Source organism: Streptomyces sp. NPDC020490 (assembly GCF_044335305.1).
Taxonomy (GTDB): Bacteria; Actinomycetota; Actinomycetes; order Streptomycetales; family Streptomycetaceae; genus Streptomyces.
On sequence record NZ_JBIRUY010000027.1, the window covers coordinates 1 to 25,742 of the forward strand.

Annotated in this window: 21 protein-coding genes and 1 pseudogene; 12 read left to right on the forward strand and 10 right to left on the reverse strand. The window is 73.9% G+C overall.

What is annotated here, in order from left to right:
* The first annotated feature begins 156 nt into the window (after window positions 1-156).
* The 4 genes and pseudogenes from ACH4ZX_RS25835 to ACH4ZX_RS25850 all read left to right on the forward strand — a co-directional run.
* Complete coding sequence (locus ACH4ZX_RS25835) at window positions 157-876, forward strand: FadR/GntR family transcriptional regulator (protein WP_398277176.1); 720 nt, start codon at window positions 157-159, stop codon at window positions 874-876.
* A 76-nt stretch (window positions 877-952) separates the two neighbouring features.
* Window positions 953-1,969, forward strand: a complete 1,017-nt coding sequence (locus ACH4ZX_RS25840; protein ID WP_398277504.1) for an asparaginase — start codon at window positions 953-955, stop codon at window positions 1,967-1,969.
* Window positions 1,970-2,546: 577 nt separating this feature from the next.
* Window positions 2,547-3,941, forward strand: a complete 1,395-nt coding sequence (gene mptB, locus ACH4ZX_RS25845; RefSeq protein ID WP_398277507.1) for a polyprenol phosphomannose-dependent alpha 1,6 mannosyltransferase MptB — start codon at window positions 2,547-2,549, stop codon at window positions 3,939-3,941.
* 233 nt (window positions 3,942-4,174) lie between these two features.
* A pseudogene (locus tag ACH4ZX_RS25850) lies at window positions 4,175-4,570 on the forward strand (glycosyltransferase family 87 protein); the annotation flags it as partial.
* A 471-nt stretch (window positions 4,571-5,041) separates the two neighbouring features.
* On the opposite strand, the gene ACH4ZX_RS25855 reads toward ACH4ZX_RS25850, so the two are convergent.
* Together ACH4ZX_RS25855 and rho are read right to left on the reverse strand one after the other, a co-directional pair.
* Complete coding sequence (locus ACH4ZX_RS25855; protein ID WP_398277179.1) at window positions 5,042-6,262, reverse strand: D-alanyl-D-alanine carboxypeptidase family protein; 1,221 nt, start codon at window positions 6,260-6,262, stop codon at window positions 5,042-5,044.
* Window positions 6,263-6,440: 178 nt separating this feature from the next.
* Window positions 6,441-7,706, reverse strand: a complete 1,266-nt coding sequence (gene rho / locus ACH4ZX_RS25860) for a transcription termination factor Rho (protein ID WP_398277182.1) — start codon at window positions 7,704-7,706, stop codon at window positions 6,441-6,443.
* Window positions 7,707-8,026: 320 nt separating this feature from the next.
* On the opposite strand from rho, the gene ACH4ZX_RS25865 reads away from it, so the two are divergent.
* The 3 genes from ACH4ZX_RS25865 to ACH4ZX_RS25875 are packed head-to-tail and all read left to right on the forward strand — an operon-like array spanning window position 8,027 to window position 10,760.
* Entirely contained in the window at window positions 8,027-8,797 is a 771-nt protein-coding gene (locus ACH4ZX_RS25865) for an SDR family NAD(P)-dependent oxidoreductase (RefSeq protein WP_398277186.1), read from the forward strand.
* 5 nt (window positions 8,798-8,802) lie between these two features.
* Window positions 8,803-9,216, forward strand: coding sequence for a VOC family protein (locus ACH4ZX_RS25870; RefSeq protein ID WP_398277189.1), 414 nt, complete (start codon window positions 8,803-8,805; stop codon window positions 9,214-9,216).
* An 11-nt stretch (window positions 9,217-9,227) separates the two neighbouring features.
* On the forward strand, window positions 9,228-10,760 hold the full coding sequence (locus ACH4ZX_RS25875; RefSeq protein WP_398277192.1) for an MFS transporter: 1,533 nt from the start codon (window positions 9,228-9,230) through the stop codon (window positions 10,758-10,760).
* Between the two features lie 192 nt (window positions 10,761-10,952).
* Here ACH4ZX_RS25875 and ACH4ZX_RS25880 read toward each other — a convergent pair whose 3' ends face one another.
* The 8 genes from ACH4ZX_RS25880 to ACH4ZX_RS25915 form a co-directional block, all read right to left on the reverse strand.
* Window positions 10,953-11,723, reverse strand: coding sequence for an SDR family NAD(P)-dependent oxidoreductase (locus ACH4ZX_RS25880; protein WP_398277195.1), 771 nt, complete (start codon window positions 11,721-11,723; stop codon window positions 10,953-10,955).
* A gap of 52 nt (window positions 11,724-11,775) precedes the next feature.
* Window positions 11,776-12,759, reverse strand: coding sequence for a LysR family transcriptional regulator (locus tag ACH4ZX_RS25885; protein WP_398277198.1), 984 nt, complete (start codon window positions 12,757-12,759; stop codon window positions 11,776-11,778).
* Window positions 12,760-12,909: 150 nt separating this feature from the next.
* Complete coding sequence (locus tag ACH4ZX_RS25890) at window positions 12,910-13,866, reverse strand: fumarylacetoacetate hydrolase family protein (protein WP_398277201.1); 957 nt, start codon at window positions 13,864-13,866, stop codon at window positions 12,910-12,912.
* 3 nt (window positions 13,867-13,869) lie between these two features.
* Window positions 13,870-15,240, reverse strand: a complete 1,371-nt coding sequence (locus tag ACH4ZX_RS25895) for an FAD-binding oxidoreductase (RefSeq protein WP_398277510.1) — start codon at window positions 15,238-15,240, stop codon at window positions 13,870-13,872.
* An 11-nt stretch (window positions 15,241-15,251) separates the two neighbouring features.
* Entirely contained in the window at window positions 15,252-16,220 is a 969-nt protein-coding gene (locus ACH4ZX_RS25900; RefSeq protein ID WP_398277204.1) for a cyclase family protein, read from the reverse strand.
* On the reverse strand, window positions 16,217-17,221 hold the full coding sequence (locus tag ACH4ZX_RS25905; RefSeq protein WP_398277207.1) for an amidohydrolase family protein: 1,005 nt from the start codon (window positions 17,219-17,221) through the stop codon (window positions 16,217-16,219). The genes ACH4ZX_RS25900 and ACH4ZX_RS25905 overlap by 4 nt, the downstream gene beginning before the upstream one ends.
* Entirely contained in the window at window positions 17,218-18,342 is a 1,125-nt protein-coding gene (locus ACH4ZX_RS25910; RefSeq protein WP_398277210.1) for an FAD-dependent monooxygenase, read from the reverse strand. Before ACH4ZX_RS25910 ends, ACH4ZX_RS25905 begins: the two co-directional genes overlap by 4 nt.
* 33 nt (window positions 18,343-18,375) lie before the next feature.
* Window positions 18,376-18,681 carry an antibiotic biosynthesis monooxygenase gene (locus tag ACH4ZX_RS25915; protein ID WP_360748852.1) on the reverse strand — a complete coding sequence of 102 codons (306 nt, stop codon included), beginning with the start codon at window positions 18,679-18,681 and terminating at the stop codon, window positions 18,376-18,378.
* Window positions 18,682-18,911: 230 nt separating this feature from the next.
* On the opposite strand from ACH4ZX_RS25915, the gene ACH4ZX_RS25920 reads away from it, so the two are divergent.
* The 5 genes from ACH4ZX_RS25920 to ACH4ZX_RS25940 all read left to right on the forward strand — a co-directional run bounded on the left by ACH4ZX_RS25920 (window position 18,912) and on the right by ACH4ZX_RS25940 (window position 25,180).
* Window positions 18,912-19,886 carry a fumarylacetoacetate hydrolase family protein gene (locus tag ACH4ZX_RS25920; RefSeq protein ID WP_398277214.1) on the forward strand — a complete coding sequence of 325 codons (975 nt, stop codon included), beginning with the start codon at window positions 18,912-18,914 and terminating at the stop codon, window positions 19,884-19,886.
* The gene (locus ACH4ZX_RS25925) at window positions 19,883-20,818 is read left to right on the forward strand and encodes a VOC family protein (protein ID WP_398277217.1); all 936 of its coding nucleotides are present in this window, start codon (window positions 19,883-19,885) and stop codon (window positions 20,816-20,818) included. The genes ACH4ZX_RS25920 and ACH4ZX_RS25925 overlap by 4 nt, the downstream gene beginning before the upstream one ends.
* 31 nt (window positions 20,819-20,849) lie before the next feature.
* On the forward strand, window positions 20,850-22,202 hold the full coding sequence (gene hisD, locus ACH4ZX_RS25930) for a histidinol dehydrogenase (protein ID WP_398277220.1): 1,353 nt from the start codon (window positions 20,850-20,852) through the stop codon (window positions 22,200-22,202).
* A complete protein-coding gene (locus ACH4ZX_RS25935; protein ID WP_398277223.1) occupies window positions 22,199-22,969 on the forward strand; it encodes an SDR family NAD(P)-dependent oxidoreductase in 771 nt (256 codons plus the stop codon). The genes hisD and ACH4ZX_RS25935 overlap by 4 nt, the downstream gene beginning before the upstream one ends.
* 309 nt (window positions 22,970-23,278) lie before the next feature.
* Complete coding sequence (locus tag ACH4ZX_RS25940) at window positions 23,279-25,180, forward strand: hypothetical protein (RefSeq protein ID WP_398277226.1); 1,902 nt, start codon at window positions 23,279-23,281, stop codon at window positions 25,178-25,180.
* Window positions 25,181-25,742 lie beyond the last annotated feature (562 nt).

The window sequence follows — 25,742 nt, forward strand, 5'->3', positions numbered from 1 at the left end:
GGTGCGCCTTGGGGGGGCCGCTAGGCCGCCGGCCCGGGGGGGGGGGGGGGGGGGGCGGCGCGCCCCCCCCCCCCCCCCCCCCCCCCCCCCCCCCCCCCCCCCCGGCGAACCGCCCGCCGCTTGACATCCGCCCGCCGTGCCCGGACCATCACTCCCGTGAACCTGTCAGACAGCCAGACAGCCTCCCGGGTGCCGCGGCGCGTGAGCGCCATGGAAGCGGTGCTCGGCCATCTGCGCGACGCCATCGAGCACGGCGAGTACGCCGTGGGCGACAAGCTGCCCTCGGAGGCGGAGCTGTGCCGCAGCCTCGAGGTCAGCCGGCCGGTGCTCCGCGAGGCGCTGCGCGCCCTGCAGACGATGGGGCTGACGGTCTCCAGGACCGGCAAAGGCACCTTCGTCGTCGCCGGCGCCGTCCAGGACCCCACCTTCGGCGACTACGCGGCCGGCGACCTGATGGAGGTGCGCCGGCACGTGGAGATCCCGGTGGCGGGCTACGCGGCCACCCGCCGCACCCCCGAGGACCTCGACCACCTGACGCACGTGCTGCGGCGGATGGAGGAGGAGACCGACACCACCTCCTGGGTCGCGCTCGACACGCTGTTCCATCTCGCCGTCGCCCAGGCCGCCCGCAACCCGGTCTTCCGCCGGGTCATCGAGGAGATCCGCGACGCGCTGGCGCGTCAGTCGGCGTTCCTCACCGAGCTGGGCGGACGCCGCGAGCAGTCCAACCGCGAGCACCGGGCGATCGTCGAGGCGCTGATCGCCGGTTCCGCCACCGACGCGGCCGACGCGATGAGCCACCACCTCGACCGCGTCGAGACGACCCTCACCGACATCGTGCGCCCCGCGCGCACGGAGGCCCGCCCCCGGGCGTGAACAGGTCCCTCCCGCACGAGGACGCCGCCGAGCCGGCGGGCGACCCGCGCGCCGCTCCCCGAAGAAGAAGGCCATGATGCACAACAGTCCCGTCGCCGAGGCGCCCCCGATCCGCGAACCCCGCCACGCGCCCGTCGCCCACCTCGTCCGCGGCGGGCTCGTCGAGGGCGTCCACCACGGCTCCGTCGTCGTCCTCGGCGCCGACGGCGAGGCCAGGCTGCGGATCGGCGACACCGAGGCCGCCTTCTACCCGCGGTCCGCCCTCAAGCCCCTCCAGGCGGTCGCCATGGTCCGGGCCGGCCTCCCGCTCGACGGGGAACTGCTGGCGCTCACCGCGGCCAGCCACTCCGGCGAGGAACGCCACCTCGCCGGGGCCCGGCGGATCCTGGAACGCGCCGGGCTCACCGAGGACCGGCTGCGCAACGTGCCCGACCTGCCGTTCGGCCCGGTCGTCCGGGACAGTTGGGTGCGCCAGGGCCGCCAGCCCTCCAGCCTCGCGCAGAACTGCTCCGGCAAGCACGCGGCCATGCTCCTCACCTGCACGCTCAACGGCTGGTCCCTCCATGACTACCTCGACCCGCGGCACCCCCTCCAGCAGGCGATCGCGGAGATCGTCGAGGACCTCACCGGGCAGCGTGTCGCGCGGGTGAGCGTCGACGGCTGCGGCGCGCCCCTGTTCTCCGTCTCCCTGCACGGTCTCGCCCGCGCCGCCGCGCGCATCGCCGGCGCCGCCCCCGGCACCCCCGAGGCGCGGGTCGCCGACGCGATGCGCGGCCACCCCGAGATGGTCTCCGGGGCCGGCCGGGACGTCGCGGCGCTCATGCGGGCGGTGCCCGGGCTGCTGGCCAAGGACGGCTTCGAGGGCGTCCAGGTCGCCGCGCTCCCGGACGGCCGCGCCGTCGCGGTGAAGATCGCCGACGGGGCCGACCGGGCACGCGTCCCGGTCGCCGCGGCCGCCCTGGCCCGGGCCGGCGTCGACCCGGTGGCTCTCGTTCCGTTCGCGGGTGAGCCGGTGCTGGGGGGTGGCCGGCCGGTCGGCGAGGTCCGTCCGGTCCGCGGCCTGGCTCCGGAGAGCCTGCCGACGTGTGTCTGACGGAGGCGGCCTGCCGGGCCGCGGGCTGTGTGCCCGGGTGAGGTCGGCCGGGCGTGCCCCGGCCGCCTTGGCGCGGGCCGGTGCCGGGCCGGCGGCGCTCGCTCGGTTCGGGGGTGAGCCGGTGCTGGGGGGTGGCCGGCCGGTCGGTGCGATGTGTCCGGCCCGTTCCCTCGCCCGGACCGGCCTGCCGGCCTGCGTGTGACGACGGCGCCTGTCGGCCCGCCCAGTCCTGCCCGGGGGCGGCACCCGACCGTCCCGGCCGTCGCCGCCGGGGGCGGCGGGAACGGGCTCCGGGTGCCGGCCGGTGCCGGTGTCCCGCGACTTGGCGTACGGGGCGCAGGCGCCCTCGCAGTCGGTGCCCCGCACCGCCGGGAACGCGGAGGGCGCTTTCGCGTCACGGCTGACGGTCCGCCGCCCGCGACTGCCGGACGCTGCCGGGAACGGGCGGACCTGGGCCGAGGAGTCCCGGCCGGGGTGCCCGCGCCGATCACGCGGCGGTCACGTGCGCGCCCCCGGCCGGGGGGTGAGGCGTCGTCTTCCGGCCATGTGGCGCCGCCACGCTGTCCGCGTGCCGATCATGGCTTCTCCCGTCGATCTCCGCCGCTGTCAGCTCCTGGGGCTGACCGGCACCGCCTGCGTCGCGCTGGGCGGCGAGACGGCCGGCGCGCTGCCGGTGCGCGAGCTGCCCGCCTCCGCCGACGCCCGCGCCGCCCTCGGCCTGGTCGGCGCGTACTTCGGCGTGGTGCTGCTGATCGCGGCCTGGGTCCTGCTGGGCCGGCTGGTGCGCGGCGCCGAGCCGCCCACCCCGCGGGCCCTGGTGCTCGTCCTCGCCGTGTGGGCCGCGCCCCTGCTGCTCGCCCCGCCGCTGTTCAGCCGGGACGTCTACAGCTACCTCGCGCAGGGCGCCATGGCCGACGCCCACATCGACGTCTACGCGTACGGCCCCGACCGGCTCGGCGGCCCGCTCGCCGAGGAGGTCGCCCCGCCGTGGCGGCACACCGGCGCCCCGTACGGCCCGGTGTTCCTCGCCGTCGCCTCCGCCCTGTCCGCGGCGACCCGGGGGGAACTCCCCGCGGGCCTGGCCGGGATGCGGCTCGTCGCGCTGGCCGGGGTGGCGCTGATGGCGGCCGCGCTGCCCCGTCTCGCCCGGCACAGCGGCGCCGACCCGGCCGCCGCCCTCTGGCTCGGCGTCCTCAATCCGCTGGTGCTGCTGCACCTGGTCGCGGGCGCCCACAACGACGCCCTCATGCTCGGCCTGCTCGGCGTCGGCCTGGTGGCCGCGCTCGGCCGCCGGCCGGTCCTGGGCGCCGTGCTGGTCACCCTCGCCGCCCTGGTCAAGGTGCCGGCCGTGCTCGGGCTGGCCGCGGTGGCCGTGCTGCACACGCGCGCCGGAGCGCGTCCGCCGCGGGCCGTGCTGACCGCGGCTGCCGCGGCCGCCGCCACGACGGTCGCCGCGACGGCCGTCGCCGGCACCGGATACGGCTGGACGCGCGCCCTCGACACCCCCGTGTCACCGCGGAACTGGGCTCTCACCAGCCTGCTCGGCCGTGCCACCCGTGCCGTGCTGGCCCGGCTCGGCAGCGATCTGGCGCACCTGGCCGTCCCGGCCTGGCACCTGCTCGGCCTGGCCGTCACCGCGCTCGTCATCGCGGCCCTGTGGTGGCGGCTGCGCCCGCGGCCGGTGTACGCGCTCGGCCTGAGCCTGGCCGCCCTGGCCGCGTTCGGGCCCGCCGTCCGCCCGTGGTACGCCCTGTGGGGGCTGTTCCTCATCGCCGCCGCGGCCCCCGGCACCCCGGTACGGCACCGGGTGACGGCCGTGACCGGTGTGCTCGCCCTCGCCGTCCTGCCCGACGGCGGCCCCGCGGACGCGGGCCGGCTGCTGCTCGCCGGCTGCGGCGGCGCGCTCGCGGCGGTGGTGCTGTGGCAGGCCCACCAGACGGCACAGGCGCCCGCCCTGGGGCGCACGGCGTGATCATCCGTCCCCGCACCGACCGCGGCCGGCTCCTGCTGGTCCTCGCCCTCTGCACGGCCGTCACCGCCTTCACCGCGACCGTGCCGCTGCTGCGCGACTGGTTCGACCTGCGCGTCTACCACGGGGCCGTCGACGCCTGGGTCCACCGCGGCCGGGGACTCTACGCCTACCGGGTGCCGGGGACGGGCTACGGGTTCACCTACCCGCCGTTCGCCGCCGTCGTCATGCTGCCCATGGCCTTCGTGGGGCTGCGCACCGCGATCGTGGTCGCCCTGCTGCTCGACCTGGCCGCCCTGGCGCTGGTCGTGCACCTGCTGACCGGCGGTGCCTGGCGGCGCTGGGGCTGGTACGGCTGCGCCCTGGCCGGCTGCGCGCTCGCGCTGTTCGAGCCGCTGCGCGACACCGTCAGCTTCGGCCAGGTCAACCTCCTGCTGCTGGCCCTGGTGCTCGCCGACGGACGGCTGCTCGGCAGCGGACGGTGCCGCTGGGCCGGGGTGGGCATCGGTCTCGCCGCCGCGGTGAAGCTCACGCCCGCGCTCTTCATCGGCCTGCTCCTGCTCACCCGCCGGTGGCGCGCCGCCGCGGTCGCGGCCGGCGTCGCCGCCGGGGCGACGGCACTGGCCGCGTGGGCCGCGCCCGGCGCCTCCCGCCTGTACTGGACCCGGGCGCTGTGGGACACCGGCCGGGTGGGCCGGCCTCGACTACGTCTCCAACCAGTCCCTGCAGGGCGTCCTGGCCCGCCTCGGCGAGCCGGGGCGGGCCTGGTGGGCGGCGGCGGTCGTGTGCGTCCTGGGCGTCTGGGCGTGGCGGGCCCGCCGGGCGGCCGCGGCGGGCGACCGGCCGGCCGCGTTCGCCCTCACGGCACTGGCCGCCTGCCTGGTCAGTCCGGTCACCTGGGTGCACCACCTGGTGTGGCTGCTGCCGTCCTTCGCCGTCCTGCTGCGCACCGGGCACCCGCGCGTCGCGGGCGGCCTGTACGCCGTGCTGTGCACGAGCGTGGTGTGGCTGTGGGTCGACGACGCGTCCGGCGTCGGCGGGTTCCTCGGCGGCAACGCCTACGCCTGGATCACCCTCGGCCTGCTGCTGTGGCTGCCCGCCGGTCAGCTCCCGGACGGGCTCCGGCAGATGCCGCGCAGGACCAGCGCCATCACGCCGGCGCCGAGGGCGGCGGCCGCCGCGACGAGCCCCGCCTCGGGCCAGCCCGGCGCGCGGTCCGCCGGGACCGCGCGGGCCACCGGTACGGCGGGGGCCGCGGGCCGGGGAGCCGCGGGCCGGGGAGCCGGCGACGCGACGGTGGCTCCCGGCAGCGGCCGGGCGGGCCGCGGGTCCAGTGAGCCCACCGGGTCCACCCGGCCGGCCGCGTCGAACCCCCAGTCGAGCAGCTCGCGGGCCTCCTCGTAGACGGCGAACGGCACTCCCGCCTGCGGGTTCATCACCGTGACCAGGACGGTGCGGCCGTGCCTGCGGGCCGCGGCGACCAGGGTGTTGCCCGCGTGGGTGGTGTAGCCGTTCTTGACGCCGATCAGCCCCGGATAGGGCTGCACGCCGTCCGCGCCGGTCAGCAGCCGGTTGGTGTTCCGGATCCAGTACGTCCCGCCGGCCCCGTCGGGGAAGCGGGCCAGGGCCGTGCCGCAGTACCGGGCGAAGTCCGCGTTGCGCAGCCCGGCCCGGCCGAACACCGCCAGGTCGTACGCCGACGACACCTGGCCGGGCGTGTCGTAGCCGTCGGGCGAGCGCACGTGCGTGTCGAGGGCGCCGAGGGCGCGCGCCTGGGCCTGCATCCGCTCGGCGGTGGTGCGCCAGCCGCCGTTCAGCGCGGCCAGGACGTGCACGGCGTCGTTGCCGGAGTTGAGGAAGACCCCGCGCCACAGGTCGGCGACCCGGTACGTGCGGCCCTCCTCGACGCCGACCATGCTGCTGCCGGCGCCGATGCCCGCGAGGTCCTCCTCGACGACGCGGTGCCGGATGCCTCCGGGAAGGACCGGCAACACCGTCAGGGCGAACAGGGTTTTGAGCGTGCTGGCGGGCGGCAGCGGGCGGTGGGCGTCGTGCGCGGCCAGCACCTCGCCGCTGTCGGCGTCGGCGACCAGCCAGGACAGGGCGGACATGTCCGGCAGCTCGGGCGCGTTGCGATGAGGGCGGACCTGGGTCCCGGACCGGTGCAGCACGGCCGGCCCCGGCGCCGCCGTGGGGGGCCCGCCGGGCGTGCCGGGGCCGGTGACCTGCGGATCGGCCACCGCGGCGGGCGCGAGCGCCAGCAGCCCCGCCGTGCAGAGCGCGCAGGTGGACACGACGGACCGGAAATTAAATCCGAAAGTCATACTGCAAAACGTAGGAACCGGACCGCCCCGCGCCCCGCTGCCCGGGCCGAGCGGAACCCGCGAGCACCCGGATGCCGTAGTGCCCGGCCGGTGCCGCCCCCTCCGCGCGGACGCGGCCACGGACCGGCCGCGGGGGATCAGCCGCCGGGCAGGGTCGGCCACGGACCGGCACAGGGGATCAGCCGCCGGGCAGGGTCGGCTGGACGCGGCGCAGGAAGGTGGCGTTGTCCGGTGTCCGGCGCATCCGCTCCAGCAGCGTCTCCGTGCCCGCCTGCCCGTCCCGCGTCTGCAGCGCGCGCCGCAGGCCCGGTACGGCGGCCGATTCGGCCGGGGACAGCAGGAGTTCCTCGCGCCGGGTGCCGGAGGCGTGCACGTCGACGGCCGGGAAGACCCGGCGGGAGGCCAGTTCGCGGCTGAGCCGCAGCTCCATGTTCCCGGTGCCCTTGAGCTCCTCGAAGAAGTACTCGTCGGCGCGGGAGCCGGTCTCCACGAGCGCGGTGGCGAGGATCGTGAGGGAACCGCCCTCCTCGGCCGGCCGGGCGGCGCCGAAGAACCGCTTCGGCCCGGTCAGCGCCGTCGCGTCGACGCCGCCGCTGAGGATGCGGCCACCGGCGGCGGCCGCGTTGTTGTGGGCCCGGCACAGCCGGGTCAGCGAGTCGAGCAGGACGACGACGTCCTCGCCCGCCTCGACCAGCCGCTTGGCCCGCTCGACGACGAGGTCGGCGAGCGCGATGTGCTGCTTGGGGGTCCGGTCGAAGGTCGAGGCGTACACCTCGCCCCGCACCGAGCGCCGCATCTCGGTGACTTCCTCGGGGCGCTCGTCGAGCAGCACCACCATCAGGCGGCACTCGGGGTGGTTGCCGGCGACGGCGGCGGCGATCTGCTGCAGCAGCACCGTCTTGCCGGTCTTGGGCGGCGCCACGATCAGGCCGCGCTGGCCCTTGCCGACGGGGGCGACCAGGTCGGCGACGCGGCCGGTCAGACCGGCCGCCGGGTGCTCCAGGCGGATCCGCTCCCGCGGGTGCAGGGGCGTGAGGTCGCGGAAGTGACGGCGGCCGCGCGACGCCTCGGGCGTGCGGCCGTCGACCCGTACGACGTCGGTCAGATCGCGCCGGCCGTCGCGCACGCCCTCCACGAGGTCGCCCGCGCGCAGCTGGTGACGGCGGATCAGGGCGGTGGGGACGGCCGGGTCGGACGGCGACGGCAGAAGGCTCGCGGAGCGCAGGCGCCCCTTCCCGCCCGCGTCGACGTCCAGGACGCCGGTGACGATCTGGGGGGTGGACTCCCGCCGGACAGGGGGGTGTTCGACTGTGGTGGTCATGGTGGCGGTCCTTTCGCGGACTGACGGACTGACGGCATGGGACATGCGGAGGGAAGGAGAGGACGCCGCGACGGGAAGGCGGACACTGCGGCCTTCGGCGACGGTGAAGAGCGCCTCGGACACGGCATGGCCGTGCGGCTCACGAGGTGGTGCTGGGAAGCCGGAGCGCCGGCCGGGACACGACGGGCGGAGCGGCGAACTGAAGGAGAACCGGCACCGGCGCCCCGTACGGGGCGTACACAAGTGCCAACAGGTCCGTACCACAGGTAGTCGGCGTCCGGGGCCGGCCCGGCCCGCGCGCGGGCGTTCGGAGCCGCGCGGCATACCTGCCATACGTACGCCCGATGGGCCTTCGCCGACCGAATTCTTGTTCCGGACCGACCCCCTCCCTACGCTGCCACCACCGCACTCCGGCGGGCATGGGACAAGGGACTTGGGCAATCATGGGTCGACTGGCCGGAAAAATCGCTTTCATCAGTGGAACGGGGGCCGGAATCGGCAGGGCCGCGGCACTGGTGTTCGCCGCGGAAGGCGCCACCGTATTCGGCTGTGACATCGACGCGGAAAGCGCCGTGGAAACCGTGGAAATGGTCGAGAAAGCCGGCGGCGTGATGCGTTCCCTCGCTCCCGTGGACCTCTCCACGGAGGAGGGCGCCCGCGAGTGGATCGAGGCCGGCGTCGCGGCCTTCGGCGGGATCGACATCCTCTACAACAACGCCTCCGCGCTGCGCAACGGCCCGTTCGAGACGATGCCGGCCGAGGACTGGTACTTCACGATCAAGAACGAACTGGACATCCCGTACTTCTGTACGCGCGTCGCCTGGCCCCACCTCGTCGCCCGCGGCGGCGGCGCCGTCCTGAACGTCGCCTCGGTGGCCGCCGTGCGCGGCGCGCCGTTCATGCCGATGGTGCCGCACGGCGCCGCCAAGGGCGGGGTGCTGGCGATGAGCAAGCACCTGTGCGCGGCCGGCGCCCCGCACCGCATCCGGGTCAACACCATCGCCCCCGGCATGACCCGCACCTCCGCCACCGCCCCCTTCCTGGACGACCCCGACGGGCCCAGGGCCCGGCTGGAGGCGCGCATCCCGGCCGGCCGGGTGGGCGAGCCCGAGGACATCGCCCGCGCCGCCGCCTTCCTGTGCAGCGACGAGGCCGCGTTCGTCAACGGAGCCGACCTGATGGTCGACGGCGGCGACAGCGCGATGGCGGGCTGAGCGGCGTGACCGTACGACTCGACCACGTAGCCGTCACCGTACGCGACCTGACCGCCCAGACCGACTGGTACACCGCGGCCTTCGGGCTGAGAACGGTCTTCACCTTCCACCTGGAAGGGCCGGGCCTGCGCGGCGTCGTCCTCGAACATCCGCACGGCTGGCGCATCGAACTCCTCGCCAGACCCGGCTCCGCGCCCGGCCTCAGGGCGCCGGACCCGCTGACCGCCGCCCTGACCGAGGGATACGGGCACTTCGCGGTCAGCGGCCCCGAACTCGACCCCCTCTACACGGCCCTGGTGGCCCATGGAGCGGGCGAGGCCGTACCACCCGGGCCTTCCCCCGAACCCGGTGTGCGCATGGCCTGGGTCACCGACCCCGAGGGAAATCTCATCGAAATCATAGAGAAGAACGCAGAGTGAGGGCACGCACGATGACGGATTCGATCTCCCCGAAAAGACTCGACAGAGGGACGCTCATAGCGTGCTGTCTCGCCGTGGCGGCGGCACAGCTGTGCATTACGGTGCCTTCACCGATCAACGGCAATATTCAGGCCGCATTCGGCGCGTCGGGTTCCCAGGTCGCCTGGGTCACTTCCGCCTTCATTCTCCCCACCGCGATTCTCGAGCTGAATTTCGGAGTGGTCGGCGACCTCTTCGGCCGTAAGCGCCTGCTGGTGCTCGGCGGATTCATCCTCGCGCTCGGTGAACTCCTCAACGCCACCTCCCAGAACATCACCATGCTCTGGATCGGACAGGGCCTCGCGGGTGTCGGCGCCGCCGCGCTCTTCCCCAGTTCCCTCGCGGTGATCGCGGCCGCCACCCCCGGGGAGAAGGACCGCGCCAAGGCGGTCTCGACCTGGGCGCTCAGCATCTCCCTCGCCTCGGCCGTCGGACCGCTGTCCTCCGGCGTGCTTGCCACGGTCGCCGACTTCCGCTGGGCGTTCGTGCCGCCGGTCGTCCTGGGCCTCGTCGTGGGCGTCACCAGCTGGATCATGGTCACCGACTCCAAGGCGCCCGAGGGCCGCTCGCTGGACTGGCCGGGCCAGATCACCGTCGCCGTCGGCCTCACCGCGCTGCTGTGGGGCGTCATCGAGGGCGGCGACCGAGGCTGGAGCAGTCCGGCGATCGTCGGCTCCCTCGCCCTGGCCGCCGTGGCCCTGGCCGGCTTCGTCGTCGCGGAGAAGCGCTCGGCGTCGCCCATGTTCAACCTGGACCTGCTGAAGATCCCGTCGTTCGCCGCCGCGGCCGTCGTCGCGCTGGCCGGCATGTTCGGGTTCATCGGCACCGCGTACTGCGTCTCCATCCGGCTCGGCGCGGTGATGCACCTGAGCGCGCTGCGGGCCGGCATGCCGTTCGTCATCCTCCAGCTGATCCCGCTGCTGCTGGCGCCCGTGCTGAGCCGCATGCTCACCCGCGTCGAGCCGCGCCTGCTGCTGATGGGCGGCCTGCTGCCGATGGCCGCCGGCCAGTTCTGGATCGCCGCGCTGCCCATCACCACCACCTCCCTCGCCGCCTTCATCGGGCCGGTGCTGCTGCTCGGCGTCGGCTTCATCTGCGTCGTCTCCTCCCTCACCTCGGCGGCCGTCAACGCCGTACCGCTCAACATGACCGGCATGGCCAGCGGCGCCACCAGCCTGGTGCGCGAGTTCGGCCAGGCGCTCGGCCCGGCCGTCATCAGCGCGGTCGCGATGAGCGCCGCGTCCTCCGCCCTGGTGGGCAAGCTCAGCGGCCCGGACGCGGGCATGGAGGCGGCCGCGGGTCCCCTCGCGGTCGTCAACGCGGGCAGCGACGCCGCCCGGGAGGCCACGCAGTCCGCCCTCGCCCACGGCATGGCGCTCGGCGTGACCATCTGCGGCTGTGCCTCCCTGCTGGGCGCGCTGGTCACCCTGGTGCTGGTGCGCAGGAACAGCACGCGCGCCACGGTGGAGTCGGGCGAACCCACGGTGCAGACCGCGACCGCGTGACGATCCGTGCGGTTCGGAGGCCGGGGTCCAGCCCCGGCCTCTTTCGCGTGCGCCCGGGTGCGGCACCCGCCGGGACCAGGGCGGAGGGCCTCGGCCGAGGCCGCGTGCGGCCGCGGTCCGAACCGCGTGAGCCCCGCCGGCCGGCACCGTCTGCGGTGTCCGGGCGGCGGGGCTGCGGCTGGGCGGCCGGAGTCAGGAGGCGTCCAGCGCGTTGGTGATCGCCTGCACGCCGCCGTGTGCCGTGTACCCGCCGTCGACCGTGATCTCCGCGCCGTTGACGTACGACGCCTCGTCGGAGAGCAGGTAGACCACCAGCGGGGCCACCTCGTCGACGGTGCCGGGCCGTCCCTGCGGGGTCATCGACAGGTGCGCCTCGACGAACACCGGGTTCGCGCCCGACATCAGGGGCGTCTCGATGTAGCCGGGGTGGACGAGGTTGGTGCGGATGCCGCGTCCGGCCAGTTCCAGCGCCGCCACCTTCGACAGTCCCCGCAGCGCCCACTTGCTGGCCGTGTAGGCGACCGCGTGGTGGGCGGTGAGGGCGGCGACCGAGCCGACGTTGACGATGGAGGAGCCGGGCGGCATCAGCGGCGTCAGGGCCTGGATGCCGAGCAGGGCGCCGGTCGTGTTCACGGCGAACGCCCGGTTCCAGTCGGCCAGGCCGACTTCGCCGAGGCGGGCCCGCATCGGGATGCCGGCGTTGTTGACGAGGCCGTGCACCGCCTCCAGGCCGGCCGCGAGCGCGGCCCAGTCCTCGGGCGACGTCACGTCCAGGTGACGGAAGGCCACGTCCAGGCCGTCGGCGCGCGACGAGGCGGCCAGCTTCTCCCCGGCCTCGTCGAGGACATCGGTCGCGATCACCGTCGCGCCCTCCCGGGCGGCCGCCGTGACCTCGGCGGCTCCCTGTCCCTGCGCGGCCCCGGTGACGACGACGGTCCGGCCCGACAGACGCATGCGGCTCACGGCTTCCTCCCACGGGTGCGGGAGCCCTCCCGCAGGGCTCCTCGCGTCCACGCTAGGAAGTGGCGCTCAGCTCCGGAAACGCGTGTCGGCCATGCCTGTCATCCACGGGGACGATCCCGGGCCGCGGCGGCTCGCCCAGTGCGGCCCCGACCTTGCGCACCGTCTCGCGCAGCCACCGGTGGGCGGGGTCGGAGTGCCGGTTGTGGTGCCAGTACATGGCCTCCACCAGCGGTACGTCCGGGAACGGCGTCGGCACCACGGCGCACCGCGCGAAGCCCTCGTAGCGGCGGGCCAGCCGCTCGGGCACCAGGGCGACCAGGTCGGTGCCGCTGACCAGGAACGGCAGCACGCTGAAGCCGGGCGTGCTGACCTGCACCTTCGGTGTGATGCCGAGGGTCTCCAGCTGGCGCTCGGCGGGCGTGTGGCTCTTGCCGATGGCGCAGGCGGCGTGCGGCATCTCCGCCAGGTCGCGCAGGCCGAGCCGCCCGTCGGTCAGCCGCGGGTTGTCCGGGTCGACCAGGCACACGAACCGGTCGTGCATCACGGCCTCGCTGACGCCCGGCAGCTGGTAGCCCAGCGGCACGACCATCAGGTCGTGGCAGCGCAGATGGGTCTCGTTCTCCAACTGCCCGTCCACGATGGGGTGGAAGTCGATGCGCACCCCGGGCGCCTCCTCGGCGATGACCCGCAGCAGCGGCTCCACGAACACCGTCATCACGTAGTCGGACATCACCACGGAGAAGCGCTGGCGGCTGCGCGTCGGGTCGAAGTGCCGGGTCAGCGACAGCGCCTCCTCCGCCTTGTGCAGCGAGGCCTGCACGACCGGCAGCAGCCGCTCCGCGAGCGGCGTCAGCTCGTACTCCCGGCCCACCCGCACCAGCAGCTCGTCGTTGAAGTGCCGGCGCAGCCGGGCCAGCGAGCCGCTCATCGCGGACTGGCTGGTGGACAGTCGCACGCCCGCGTGGGTCACGTTCTTCTCCTCCAGCAGGGCTTCCAGCGCCACCAGAAGATTGAGGTCGATCGCTCCGAGACCCATCCGTGTTTCCTTCCGGCCGCGTCGTTGAAGCTCGGTGGAACCGGAGCGTAACCGCCGCGTTCCCGCCGAGGAAGAGCAGGGTGAACAATTCACAGGGACCCGATGGCAGTCATCGGGTCCCTGGATACGTGCAGGTCAGAGAGGTGTGCGCTACGGCCGGGGGGTCCGCCCCCGCTTGCGTGCCCGGGGCAGGTAGACCTCCGCGCGCCCCGGCACGATCCGGTTGGACAGCGTGCCGAGCCGCTCCACGGTCAGTGTCACCTCGTCGCCGGGCGCCAGCGGCGGCGGTGTCCGCTCGCCCAGCCGGACCCAGAACTCCGCCAGCGCCCCCCAGCCGCAGGTGCCGGAGCCGAGGACGTCCCCGGGGCGCACCCAGGCGTCCCGGGAGGCGTAGGCGATCATCTCCTCGAACGTCCAGGAGACGTTGGCGAGGCTGTCCCGGCCGATCAGCTCGCCGTTGAGGGTGACCGTCATCTCCAGGTCCACGAAGCCGTCCGCGTCCCGCCGGTCCTCCACCTCGTCCGCGGTGACCAGCCAGGGGCCGAGCGTGTTGGCGAAGTCCTTGCCCTTGGAGAAGCCCAGGCCGAGGTTCTTCTCCGGCTTCTGCAGATCGCGCGCCGACCAGTCGTTGAAGACGAGGTAGCCGGCGATGTGCTCGCGCGCCTGCCCGGGCGTGAGGTCCCGGCCGGCGCGTCCGACCACCGCGCCGACCTCCAGCTCGAAGTCGAGGTCCGAGCAGCCCGCCGGCACCGGGACGTCGTCGTGGGCGCCGTAGCCGGCGTGCGGGCTGGTGAAGTAGAAGTTGGGCGCCCGGTACCACTCCTCGGGCACGTGCTCAAGACCGTCCAGCGACTTCGACACGCCCTCGATGTGCGCCTCGAAGCCGACGAAGTCCCGGATGGACGGCGGCTTCAGCGGCGGCAGCAGCCGCACCTCGTCGACCGTGAGGCCGCTCGGCCGCCGCAGCGCCTCGGCGCCGGCCGCGTGCAGCACCTCCTGCTCGATCAGCGCCAGCACGGTGACGCCCTCGGGGAGCGGATGGACGATGCCGTCCCGGACCACCCCGGCGCGTTCCTCGCCCCGGTACTCGTACGTCGCGAATCGCATGCCCTACCGCTCCCAGTGGTTGGTGTTGGTGACGGTGCCGGCGCTCAGGTAGCCGGCGAACAGGCCCTTGGGGTCGCGCACCGCCCGGATCTCCTGGAGCCGCCGCCACTGCTCGTGGCCCATGAACTTCAGCTGCCGCACCGTGAAGTCGGAGTCGCCCAGGTACTGGCCGACGGTCACCGGCCGCATCGCCGCCGTGGCCTCGTCCAGCCAGGCCCGCAGCTCGGCGTCCCGTGTGTCGTCGTCGTGCACCACATAGGCGGCGCAGTAGATCTCCGACTGCAGCGAGAAGGCCATGTCGGGCAGTTCGCGCAGCGGCGCCATGGAGAACCAGATGGTGAAGGTCTGCCGGGTCGGGTGCTCGGTGAACGCCTTCCGGATCGCCGGCACCACCTGCTCGGCCGGCCCCGACAGCCACGCGTTGTCCACGAAGTAGCGGTGCCCCTCGGGGTTGGCTGTGCGCTGGCCCACGAGCTGCTCGGCGATCGTGGTCGGCTTCGCCTCCACCCGGAACAGGGCCCGGTCGGCGTAGGGGTTGGCGTGCAGCGGGGCCAGCGCCTCGGCGGCCTGCTCCGGGGTGTCGGTCATCGACACGCCGGTGACCAGCAGGACGGGCTCGTCCCGGTCGGGCGGGGTCTGGGTGACCGCGACGATCTCCACCAGCTCGGAGACCGTGTGGTGGGTGTCGTGCAGCCAGGTCATGACCTCGTCGAACAGGTCGAGCGGGTACGCGTGCACCGTGTGCGCCGGATGCCGGGGCAGCGGCCGGGTGCGCAGGTGGAAGCGGGTGACGACACCGAAGAAGCCGGGGCCCGCGCCGCGCGCCGCCCAGTACAGGTCGCTGTGGTGCGTCTCGTCCGCGCGCACCAGCTCGCCCTCGGCGGTGACGATGTCGATCGCCGCGATGTTCTCCGCCGCCCAGCCCCAGCCGCGCGCGTTCCAGCCCTGCCCGCCCTGCAGCAGGAAGCCGCCGATGCCGACGGAGGGGCAGTGCCCGCCGTTGAAGAACCGGCCGAACTCGCCGAGGTAGGGGTTGAGTTCGTCGCCCCCCTTGACGCTGGGCGTCGCCGAGACGATCCGCGTCCGCGGGTCGTACGCCATCTCGCGGAAGCCGCCCAGGTCGATCAGCAGGGCGTCCCCGCGCACCGACCAGGCGGCCCAGCTGTGCCCGCCGGAGCGGACGGCGACCTGCCAGCCCCGTTCCAGGGCGAGCCGCACGCCCTCGACGACGTCCTGCTCGGTGACGGCCTCCAGCACGGCGGCCGGCCTGCGGTCCGCGGGGCGGCGGGCGTTGAAGATCCGGCCGACGCACGCTTCCTCGAAGCTCTCGTCGCCGGGCAGGTGCAGGGTGCCGGAGAAACGGTTGTCGTTCATGAAGGTCTCGCTCACTTCACCGCGATCGGATTGACGGGGGCGCCCACCGCTCCGGTGACCGGAAGGGGCGCGGCGACCAGCAGGAACTCGTAGACGCCGTCGGCCGCGCAGTCCTCGGCCAGCGCCTCCAGGTCCCACATCTCGCCCAGCGGCAGCCCCATGTTGGGGATCGCTATCTGGTGCAGGGGGGACATCGCCGGCTCGGCGAACTCGTACGGGCGCACCTCCAGGCCCCAGGTGTCGGAGGCGATGGCCGCGATCTCCGTACGGTGCAGCCAGCCGAGCGTGGTGAACGACAGCCCCGGCGCGTCGCCCGCCGCGTAGGTGCCCCAGTCGCCCAGCCGCCGCACCCGGCCCAGCTGACCGGTGCGCACCAGCACCAGGTCGCCGCGGCGCACCGTGGACGTGGCGCCCTGCGCCTCGATCGTGGCGCGCAGGTGCTCCTCCCGGACCGGGAAGCCGTCCGGCAGTTCACCGTGCCCGTCGCCGACGGCGCGGCCCACGTCGAGCAGGACCCCGCGTCCGGTGAACGCGTCGCGCATGTGCTCGATGCCGGTGACCGAGTCGCCGTCGCCGTTCACGATGGTGCACGGGCGGCCGTTCCACGCCTGCTTGTTGTCGTAGATGTGGCCGAGGCCGTCCCACTGGGTGGACGCCTGGAGCGGCATCACCACGTGGTCGTCCGCGCCGCCGAAGCCGTGCGGGAAGCCCTGGGTGCCGGCCGCCGCGTCGGAGCCGGTGTCCTTCATGTAGTGCACCGGGTTGATACGGCCGCGGAACCCGCGCTGCGGTCCGTCCTCGTTGAACTCCAGCGCCAGCGAGAAGGGGCGCCCGCGCCGCACCAGCCCGGCCGCGTGGGCCCGTATCGCGTCGTCGAGGAAGTTCAGCGTGCCCAGCACGTCGTCCTCGCCCCAGCGGCCCCAGTTGCGGTAGGCGGCACGGGCCTTGGCGAGCTCTTCCTCGATGGGACCCAGAGTCATCGGGTACGTCCTTTCAGCAGCAGGCCGAGGGCGTTGCCCCCGGCGATCGCGGCACGCTCGGCCGGGGCCAGGCCGGCCGCGTCCAGGCGGGCCAGCGGGTCGCTCACGCCCATGTCGAAGGGGTGGTCCGTGCCGAGCACGACCCGGTCGGCGCCCACCTCCTCGACCAGGTGGCGCAGCGCGCGCGGGGTGTACACCAGCGCGTCGAACCACATGCGGCGCAGATAGGCGCTCGGCGGCTCGGCGCAGCCGCGGGCGTCCTCGCGCACCCGCCAGGCGTGGTCGGAGCGCCCCACGTACGTCGGCAGGTAGCCGCCGCCGTGCGCGGCCACCAGCTTCAGGCCCGGGAACCGGTCGAGGACGCCGGTGAAGATCAGGTGCGAGAGCGCCACCGTCGTCTCCACCGGCTGCCCGACGGTGTTGCCGAGGTAGCGGGTGGCCAGCCGCTCGCCCAGCGAGCAGCCCCACGGGTGCACGAACACCACCGCGCCCAGCTCCTCGGCCTTCTCCCACACCCGGTCGTGCGCCGGGTCGGCCAGCTCCCGGCCGTCCACGGTCGTGGACACGCTGATCCCGTACAGGCCCGGCCCGGTGACCGCCCACTTCAGCAACTCCACCGCCAGAGCGGGATGCTGGAGCGGCACGGTGCCGAGCCCGTACAGCCGCTCCGGCGCCTCGGCGCAGTGCGCGGCCACCGCCTCGTCGACCGTGCGGGCGAGCCGGCCGGCCAGCTCCGCGTCCGCCCAGTGGTGGTGCATCGGCATCGGGCCCACCACCTGGATGTCGACGCCCATCGCGTCCAGGTCCGCGAGCCGCTCCGCGACGCTCGTCAGCTTCCCGGCCAGACGCCGGAGCTGGGCGCGGTTGACGGACAGTGACTCGGGGGAGTGGGCGCGCTGCTCGGCCGCCAGTTCGGCGGCGAGCCCCGGCGTGCCCGCGACCAGGGCGTCGGCGGCCGGCACGGCCAGGTGGCCGTGGAAGTCGACGACCGGCGTGCTCATGCGGCCGCCGTCAGCGACTGCAGCGTCTCCGACATGATCCGCGCCGGGTCGGCGCCCGGCGTGGCCGGGTCGATCTCCCACTCGGCCAGCCGCAGCGAGTTCTCCAGCACCATCCGCACCCGCGGCAGCCGCCGCGCCATGAACCGGTCCAGGGCCTGCTCCACCGGCACGTCCCCGGTGACCAGGGTGGCCAGCAGCACCGCGTCCTCCATGCACATGGCGGCTCCCTGCGCGATCAGCGGCGGGCAGGCGTGGGCGGCGTCCCCGACGACCATCGCCCGGCCGCGGTGCCACGGCCCGTCGACCAGGACCGCCTCGATCCAGCGGTAGTCGACCGCCGTGTCGTCGGGCAGCGAGGCGATGATCTCGCCCCACATGCCCCCGTACCCGGCGCCGCGCTCGCGCAGCAGCGGCAGCGGGGCGCGCGGACCGATCAGCGAGGCGTCGAGGTTCTCGTCGAGGAGGTAGGCGTAGCAGCGGTCGGCGGAGATCGGGCTGTAGCCGGCCTTGAAGCGGGGGCCGCCGTAGTACACCTCGGCGCAGTCCATCCCGGCGGGCCGCTCGGCCACCACTCGGAAGATCGACATGCCGACCGGGCGCGGCCGCTGGGGGAGGCCGATGAGCGCGCGCATCGACGAGTTGATGCCGTCGGCGCCGACCACGAGGCCGTAGCGGCCGGTGGAGCCGTCGGTGAAGGACACGTCCACGTGTCCGGGCGACTGCTCCAGCCGGTCGACGCTCAGCCCGAGACGGACCCGCACGCCCTGCGCGTACACCGCGTCGCACAGCGCGTCCTGCAGGTCCGAGCGCAGCGCGCCCGCCGTGGACGGCAGGTCCGGGCCGCCGGTGTGCGGGGTCGGCAGCTCGCTGATCAGGCCGCCGTCCGCGCGCCGCAGCCGCATGACGTCGAACGGCACGGCCCGCTCCAGCACCCGGTCCAGCACGCCCACCGAGCGCAGCGCCTTCAGCGCGTTGCCCTGGACGGTGATGCCGTGCCCCACACCGAACCACTGGGGGGAGATCTCGGCGAGCTCGACGTCGGCGCCGCGCTGGGCGAGCGCCAGCGACAGCACGCTTCCGGTGATGCCGCCGCCGACGACGAGCACCTTCTGTACGGGCATGGGCGATCCTTGCGAACGTAGAGGACGAGGGGGTCAGCCGGAGAAGCGCGCGCCGAGCTCGTGGTAGTGCTCCACGGCCGGCGGCTCGGCGAAGAACGGGCCGACCAGGGCCCGCCAGCGCGCGAAGCGCTCCGACTCCCGGAAGCCGGCGGTGTGCGCCTCGACCGACTCCCAGCCGACCAGGAGCAGGAAGGTCCGTGGCCGCTCCTCGCACCTGAGCAGCTCGGCCCAGCGGAACCCGTCGGCCTCGGCGAGCACCTCCCGTGCCGTGCCGAAGACCTCCTGGAACTCCTCTTCCCGGCCGGCCTCGACGGTCAGCTGGGCATGCTCGACGACCACGTGTTTCTCCTCGTGACGGTGGGTGCTCCGAGACTGCTCGGGCGATCGACGCAGGGTCAACGGATCGAGGCATCGGCAAGGGGGACGTCATGCATCCCGCAGAGCGATGGAGCCGCAGTTCAGCCGCCGGGAGGGCCGCCGATGGCAGCCATCGCGAACGGCCATTTCCGCCGCCCGGCCGGGCTGCCTAGCGTCAGGGGCGATCCCCACCCCGACGAGGAGAGCCGCCCGTGCCCGATCCACTCACCCCTGCCGGACCGTTCGCGCTCGGCACGTTCCGCAGCAGTGCAGGCGCCTTCCCCGGCCTGGTCACCGGGGCCCGCGTGCGCGACCTGTCCGACCTGGTGCCGTCCGTGCGCGCCCTGGTCGAGGACTGGGACGCCCGGCTGCCCCGGCTCGGCGAACTCGCCCGGTCCGCCGACGGCGCCTGGCACGACCTGGCCGCGCTGCACGTCCTGCCCCCGCTGGAGCTGGGCCAGATCCTGCAGAGCGGCGCCAACTACCGCAAGCACGTGGTCGATCTGGTCGCCGCCGAGAAGGAGAGCGTGCACGGCGCCACCCCCGAGGAGGCCCGCGCCGACGCCGAGAAGATGATGGACGAGCGCATCCGCGGCGGAGTGCCGTACGTCTTCCTCGGCTCCCCGCGCGCGATGTGCGGCCCCTACGACGACATCGTGCTGCCCGCGCTCGGCGAGCAGCACGACTGGGAGCTCGAACTCGCCCTGGTCATCGGCAGGAAGGGCCGCGACATTCCGGCCGGGGAGGCGATGTCGTACGTCGCCGGCTACACCATCTGCAACGACCTCACCACCCGCGACCGCCTGTACCGGCCCGACCTGAAGGCCATCGGCACCGACTGGTTCACCGCCAAGAACGCCGACACCTTCCTGCCGACCGGCCCCTTCCTGGTGCCGGCCGCCTTCGTCGGCGACCCGGACGACCTGCGCATCACCCTGCGGCACAACGGAGTCGTCCGGCAGGACGAGTCGACCAAGGACATGATCTTCGACATTCCGCGGCTCATCGCGTACGTCTCCACGACCACCACCCTGCACCCCGGTGACCTGCTGCTCACCGGCTCCCCGGCGGGCAACGGCGCGCACTGGGGCGTCTTCCTGAAGCCGGGCGACGTCCTGGAGGCGGAGATCACCGGCCTGGGCCGTCAGCGCAACACCGTCAGGAGCCACGTCAGGAGCCACGCATGAGCTTCCGGCCCATCACCCACCTGCGCCATGTCGCCCTGGCCGTCCCGGACTTCGACGCCCAGCGCGCCTTCTACCGCGACACCTGGGGCCTGACCGAGGTCGCCGGCGACAGCGGCCTGGCGTTCTTCGCCGCCGAGGGCAGCCCCGAGCAGTACGTCGTGCGCGTCCGCGAGGACGCACGCAAGCGCATGGACCTGGTCGCCTTCGGGGCGGTGTCGCCCGCGGCGGTGGACGAACTCGCGCTGCGCCTCGGCCGGGCGGGGGTCCGCATCGTGCACGAGCCGAAGGCGCTGGACACCCCCGGCGGCGGCTACGGCCTGCGCTTCTTCGACCCGGACGGCCGGGTCGTGGAGGTCTCCGCGGACGTCGCCGTCCGCGCCCACCGCAGGATCGAGGAGCGCGAGGCGGTGCCCGTGCGGCTGTCGCACTGCGTCGTCAACTCCCAGGACCCGGCCGGGCTGCGCGACTTCTACGTCGAGCACCTCGGCTTCCGGCTCACCGACACCCTGTACTCCACGCACATGGGCGACCTCATGTACTTCCTGCGGTGCAGTCCGCTGCACCACTCCTTCGCCATCGCCCGCGGACCCCATGTGTCGCTGCACCACGCCTCGTTTGAGATGCGCGGGGTGGAGGAGTACATGCGCGGCACCGGACGCGCGCTGCGCGCCGGCACCCGGCTGACCTGGGGCCCGGGCCGCCACCTGGCGGGCGACAACACCTTCTCCTACTTCCACGACCCGCACGGCAACACCGTGGAGTACACCACCGAACTCGCCGTCCTCGAAGAGGACCTGTGGCATCCCGGCCGGCACGACGTCGACGACCCGATGACCCAGGACCAGTGGGGCACCGCCGACCCGATGAGCGAGTCGGTCGCCAAGGAGCAGTTCAACGACCCCGACGTGCTGTTCGAAGCGCCGCCCGTCTGATCCCCCGACTCCGCACAGAAAGGCCGCAGTTGTGGCAGAGATCCTGAAGCACGCCGTCCCCGGGGCGGAGGTCGCCGCCTCCCTCGACCAGGTGCGCGAGACCGTCGCCGGCGTCATCGCGGACATCCGCGAACGCGGCGACGACGCCGTGCGCGCGTACTCCGAGAAGTTCGACAAGTGGAGCCCGGACTCCTTCCGGCTGAGCGAGGAGGAGGTCGAGAAGATCGTCGCGTCGGTGCCGCAGCAGGTCATCGACGACATCCGGTTCGTGCAGGACCAGGTCCGCACCTTCGCCCGCCACCAGCTCGACTCCCTGAAGGAGTTCGAGGTGGAGACGCTGCCCGGCGTGCGGCTCGGGCAGAGGCACGTCCCCGTGCGGGCGGCGGGCGCCTACATCCCCGGCGGCCGCTACCCGCTCACCGCCTCCGCCCACATGACGATCGTCACCGCCAAGGTCGCGGGCGTCCCGCGGGTGGTCGCCTGCACGCCGCCCACCCGGCGCCCGACCGCCGCCCCTCAAGGACGCGCTACGCGCGGCTGGCTGGATTCCGGAGAGATCCCGGCCGCCACCGTCGCCGCCATGTACATGGCGGGCGCGGACGAGATCTGGCTGCTCGGCGGGGTCCAGGCGGTCGCCGCGATGGCCGTCGGCACGGACAGCATGCAGCCGGTCAACCTGATCGCCGGGCCCGGCAACGCCTACGTCGCCGAGGCCAAGCGGCAGCTGTTCGGCGGGATCGGCATCGACCTGTTCGCCGGCCCGACCGAGATCCTGGTGCTCGCCGACGAGCACGCCGACCCGTTCGTGTGCGCCGTCGACCTGCTCTCCCAGGCCGAGCACGGCCCCGACTCCCCGGCGGTGCTGATCACCACCTCCCGCGAGGTCGCCGAGCGGACGATCGCCGAGGTCGAGCGGCTGCTGCCGGGCCTGCCCACCCGGGACTTCGCGGAGCCCGCCTGGCGCGACCACGGCCAGGTGCACGTCGTCGGATCGCTCGACGAGATGTACACGCTCGCCGACGAGTTCGCCTTTGAACACGTCGAGGTGCTGACCCGCCGGCCGCGCGAGGCGCTGGAGCGGATGACGCAGTACGGCGCCCTGTTCCTCGGCGAGGGCACCTGTGTGTCCTTCGGCGACAAGGTCATCGGCACCAACCATGTGCTGCCGACCCGCGGCGCCGCCCGCTACACCGGCGGCCTGTGGGTGGGCAAGTACCTCAAGACGGTGACCTACCAGGAGGTCACCGACACCGCTTCGCAGGCCCTGCTCGGCCGGGTGTGCGGGCGGGCCTCCCGGGTCGAGCTGTTCGAGGGGCACGCCCGCTCCGGCGACGTACGCGCCGCGCGGGCCGTAGGGGACGAGCTGCCGTGGAACGCCGCATGACCCTGCGGGGGCGCACCGCCCTCGTGACGGGCGGCGGAGGGCCGCTGGGGCGGGCGTTCGCGCTGGCCCTGGCCGGCGCCGGCGCCCGCGTCGTCCTCACCGGCCGGAGCGAGCGGGCGCCGGCGGAGGCGGCGGCCCGGGTCACCGAGCGGGGCGGCGCGGCCCGCACCGCCGTGTGCGATGTCGCCGACCCGGCGTCGGTCGCCCGGCTCGCCGCCGAACTGGTCGACGAGGACGTGTCGTTGCTCGTCAACAACGCCGGCGTCGCGGGCCCGGTGCGGCCGCTCGTCGACATCGAGCCGGATGAGTGGGACGAGGTGTTCGCGGTCAACGTCCGCGGCGTCTACCTGATGTGCCGGGCCTTCCTGCCGCGGATGATCGCGGCCGGGCGGGGCGACATCGTCAACGTCGCCTCGGTCAGCGGCAAGCGCCCGCTGCTCAACCGCACCCCCTACACCGCCTCCAAGATGGCGCTGCTCGGGCTCACCCGGACCCTGGCGGGGGAAGCCGGCCCGCACGGAGTCTCCGTCAACTCGCTGTCGCCCGGACCGGTCCGCGGCCCGCGCATGGACCGCAACTTCCGGCTCACCGCCGAACTGACCGGCTGCTCGGTCCAGGAGGCCGAACGCGACTTCGCCTCCCGGGCGGCCCTCGGCCGGCTCGTCGAGGAGGACGAGGTCGCCCGCGCCCTGCTGGCGATGCTCGCCATGCCGGGACTGTGCGGCGCGGACATCGACCTGTCGGCCGGGATGATCGCCCCCGCGTGACCACGTATCACCCCTGAAACCGAACAGAGAACGACGAGGTGGACGGCGCGGACGCCGCCCGCCTCGTCGTCGTGTCCGTGCCCCCGAACCACCCTGTGGCCACTCTGTGTGATCGCCATGGAGCGGGCCGCCCGATCCGAGGCATCGGGTTCCGGGATGCGTGTGTGAGACGCCTATTGCCCTGTGGGCAGCGTTGGTTCACTCCGTCGTGCACCCCAGGTGCCCCGTCCCGGACCGTCCCGCCGCACGCCCCCGCGGGCCGGTTCGTCACGCTGCGCGACAGCGCACTCGAACCGTGGAAGGCACGCAATGACGCAGATCACCCGACGCTCCCTCCTGATCGCCGGTACCGCCACGGCCGGAGTCCTGCTGGTTCCGGCCGCCACCGCCACCGCCGCGCCCGCGGCGAGCGGGAACCGGATCACCATCGGCTCCGGCGAGACCTACGAGCTCACGGCGACCACCCGGGTGAGCCGGCTGACGATCGCGGAGGGCGGGCGGATCGTCGCCCCGGACGGCCACAGCCTCACCCTCACCGTCGACGGCGTGGAGACCGGCCAGCTGCTGACCGGTACCGGCGGCACCGCGACCCTCGTCCAGCCGGGCACCTACCGCGGCGACGTGGTCCTCACGGTGACGGCGCGGAACGACGTCACGTACCAGACGCTGACCTTCCCCTTCCGGCAGGCGCTCTACGTCGACGGCGACGGTGTCGTCCGCGACAGGTCCGTCCTCGCGGCGCTGGTCGGCGGCAAGCTCACCGACTCCTACGCCCGGAACGTGTCGATCACCTCCACCGGCGAGTGCTTCGACGGCGTGTACGTGCGGGACCGTGCCTACACGCTGCACCGGCCCACCATCTCCCTCACCGGCAACGGCCGCAGCGACTTCGCCGGCTACGGCGCCGCGGTGGTCGGCGCGGGCACTTCCGCCCGACTGGTCCTGGAGGGGGCCCGCATCACCAACAAGGGGGTCGTCCGCACCGCCGTCATCGCCGACGACGGCGCCGACGTCATCGTGAAGAACTCCTTCATCCGCTGCCGCGACGGAGTGCTGCCCGCCGACTACCGGGCCACCGTCGAAACCCCGTACATGCAGTCGGTGCCCTGGATGCTCGGCCTCGACGGCAACGTCCGCGCCACCAACCTCATCGGCAAGGACAGCACCGCCACCTATCTCGGCTCCACCGTCTTCTCGGAGACCTGGGGAGCCCTGTCGGTCGAGGGCGGCAGCGGGCTGAAGCTGACGGCGGTCAACAGCCACGTCGGCAACACCGGGCGGTACGGCTACGGTACCTACGCCATCGGCGACGCCGTGGTCCGCGTCCTCGGCTGCCGCTTCGACGTCGGCAGCTACGCCACCATCATCGCGGGCCCGGCCGCGGTCGTGCACTACGGCGACAGCACCCCGGCCGCCGTCGCGGCACTGAACACGGAGCTCGGGCTGGGCCTCTCGGACGCCGAGCCGGCGGACCTCCCGGCGCGCAACACCGTCGTGAACTCCGGTCACTTCGGCTACATGTTCTTCGGCGCCGGCACGCTGACCCTGGACGGCGGCACCGTCGTCCACTCCGAGCGGGCGACCTTCCTCAACAAGGGCCAGCAGACCGCCATCACCGTCGACGGGTCCAAGGGCGCCCGCCTCGAGCCGCGTGACGGCGTCATCCTGCAGATGATCGAGCTGGACGACCCGGGCCCGGTCGACGTCGACGGCAGGATGATGAACGTGGGCGTCTACACCGAGCCCACCGGCGACCCGGCGAAGGACGCCTCCTTCGACGTGACCGCCGCCCACACCGCCGACTCGGCCGCCACCTTCTCCTCCATCGCGCTGAAGGGCGACTTCTACAACGGCATGCGCAAGGGCAAGAACATGGTCCTCACCTTCGAGGACAGCACGGTCGAGGGCGTCATCTCGGCGTCCCGGACCCGGCACCGGGTGTCCACGATCGACTCCTCCGCCTTCTACGAGCTGGGCATCGTCACCAACACCGTCCAGCCCGCCGTCAACAACGGCGTGGTCGTCCGCCTGAACGGCGGCTCGGCGTGGACCGTCACCGGCACCTCGTACCTGACCGCGCTGACCGTCGCCGCCGACGCGGCCGTCAAGGCGCCGTCGGGCAGGTCGCTGGTCATGACGGTGGACGGCACCGAGACGGCCCCGACCGCCGGGAACACCTACACGGGGGCCATCACGCTGACCGTGGCGTGACGGGGTCAGGGGCGCCCGGCGGGGCGCGTGTTGGGCCGGTCGGGTCCGCGGGTGAGTCGTTCGGCCCCTGCTGCGGTGCCCCGCGCGCTGTGAGAGTGAGTCCCGAGTCCGCGAGACGTACGGCGGCGGGGTCCTCCCTCACAGGACCCCGCCACCGTGCCCCACCACCGGACCGCTCAGGGGGCGGGCCGGCGGTGTCACGTCCCGCGGGCGGGCGGCGGTGTGGGGACCGTGGCCCGTCGCCACGGCGGCTCCTCGGAAGCGGAGCGGGCCGGGTCACCCGCCTCCGCACCGGGCCCGCGCACCACCGGCGGCCGGCGACACGGTCGCCGTAGGGATCACCGCACGGCGGTGCGCGGGCCGCGACCCGTCAGGACGCCTCTGACACCTCTTGACCAGGGCCTGTTGGACCCTGATCGCGGGACCATCGCAGGGACTGCTGGGCCCTGCCGGGCCGGGCGGCCCTCCGATGATCATGTGGCGGCGGCCGGGAAGCGCCGCGTCGCGCAGCGCGCGCGCAGCACTCCCCGGCCGGTGAGCCATGTGAACGGATTCGGAGGAC

Coding starts and splice junctions, on each gene's coding strand:
- ACH4ZX_RS25840 (WP_398277504.1), top strand. CDS start 953: ATGCACAACAGTCCCGTCGCCGAGGCGCCCCCGATCCGCGAACCCCGC.
- mptB (WP_398277507.1), top strand. CDS start 2,547: ATGGCTTCTCCCGTCGATCTCCGCCGCTGTCAGCTCCTGGGGCTGACC.
- ACH4ZX_RS25855 (WP_398277179.1), bottom strand. CDS start 6,262: ATGACTTTCGGATTTAATTTCCGGTCCGTCGTGTCCACCTGCGCGCTC.
- ACH4ZX_RS25865 (WP_398277186.1), top strand. CDS start 8,027: ATGGGTCGACTGGCCGGAAAAATCGCTTTCATCAGTGGAACGGGGGCC.
- ACH4ZX_RS25875 (WP_398277192.1), top strand. CDS start 9,228: ATGACGGATTCGATCTCCCCGAAAAGACTCGACAGAGGGACGCTCATA.
- ACH4ZX_RS25885 (WP_398277198.1), bottom strand. CDS start 12,759: ATGGGTCTCGGAGCGATCGACCTCAATCTTCTGGTGGCGCTGGAAGCC.
- ACH4ZX_RS25890 (WP_398277201.1), bottom strand. CDS start 13,866: ATGCGATTCGCGACGTACGAGTACCGGGGCGAGGAACGCGCCGGGGTG.
- ACH4ZX_RS25895 (WP_398277510.1), bottom strand. CDS start 15,240: ATGAACGACAACCGTTTCTCCGGCACCCTGCACCTGCCCGGCGACGAG.
- ACH4ZX_RS25900 (WP_398277204.1), bottom strand. CDS start 16,220: ATGACTCTGGGTCCCATCGAGGAAGAGCTCGCCAAGGCCCGTGCCGCC.
- ACH4ZX_RS25905 (WP_398277207.1), bottom strand. CDS start 17,221: ATGAGCACGCCGGTCGTCGACTTCCACGGCCACCTGGCCGTGCCGGCC.
- ACH4ZX_RS25910 (WP_398277210.1), bottom strand. CDS start 18,342: ATGCCCGTACAGAAGGTGCTCGTCGTCGGCGGCGGCATCACCGGAAGC.
- ACH4ZX_RS25925 (WP_398277217.1), top strand. CDS start 19,883: ATGAGCTTCCGGCCCATCACCCACCTGCGCCATGTCGCCCTGGCCGTC.
- ACH4ZX_RS25935 (WP_398277223.1), top strand. CDS start 22,199: ATGACCCTGCGGGGGCGCACCGCCCTCGTGACGGGCGGCGGAGGGCCG.
- ACH4ZX_RS25940 (WP_398277226.1), top strand. CDS start 23,279: ATGACGCAGATCACCCGACGCTCCCTCCTGATCGCCGGTACCGCCACG.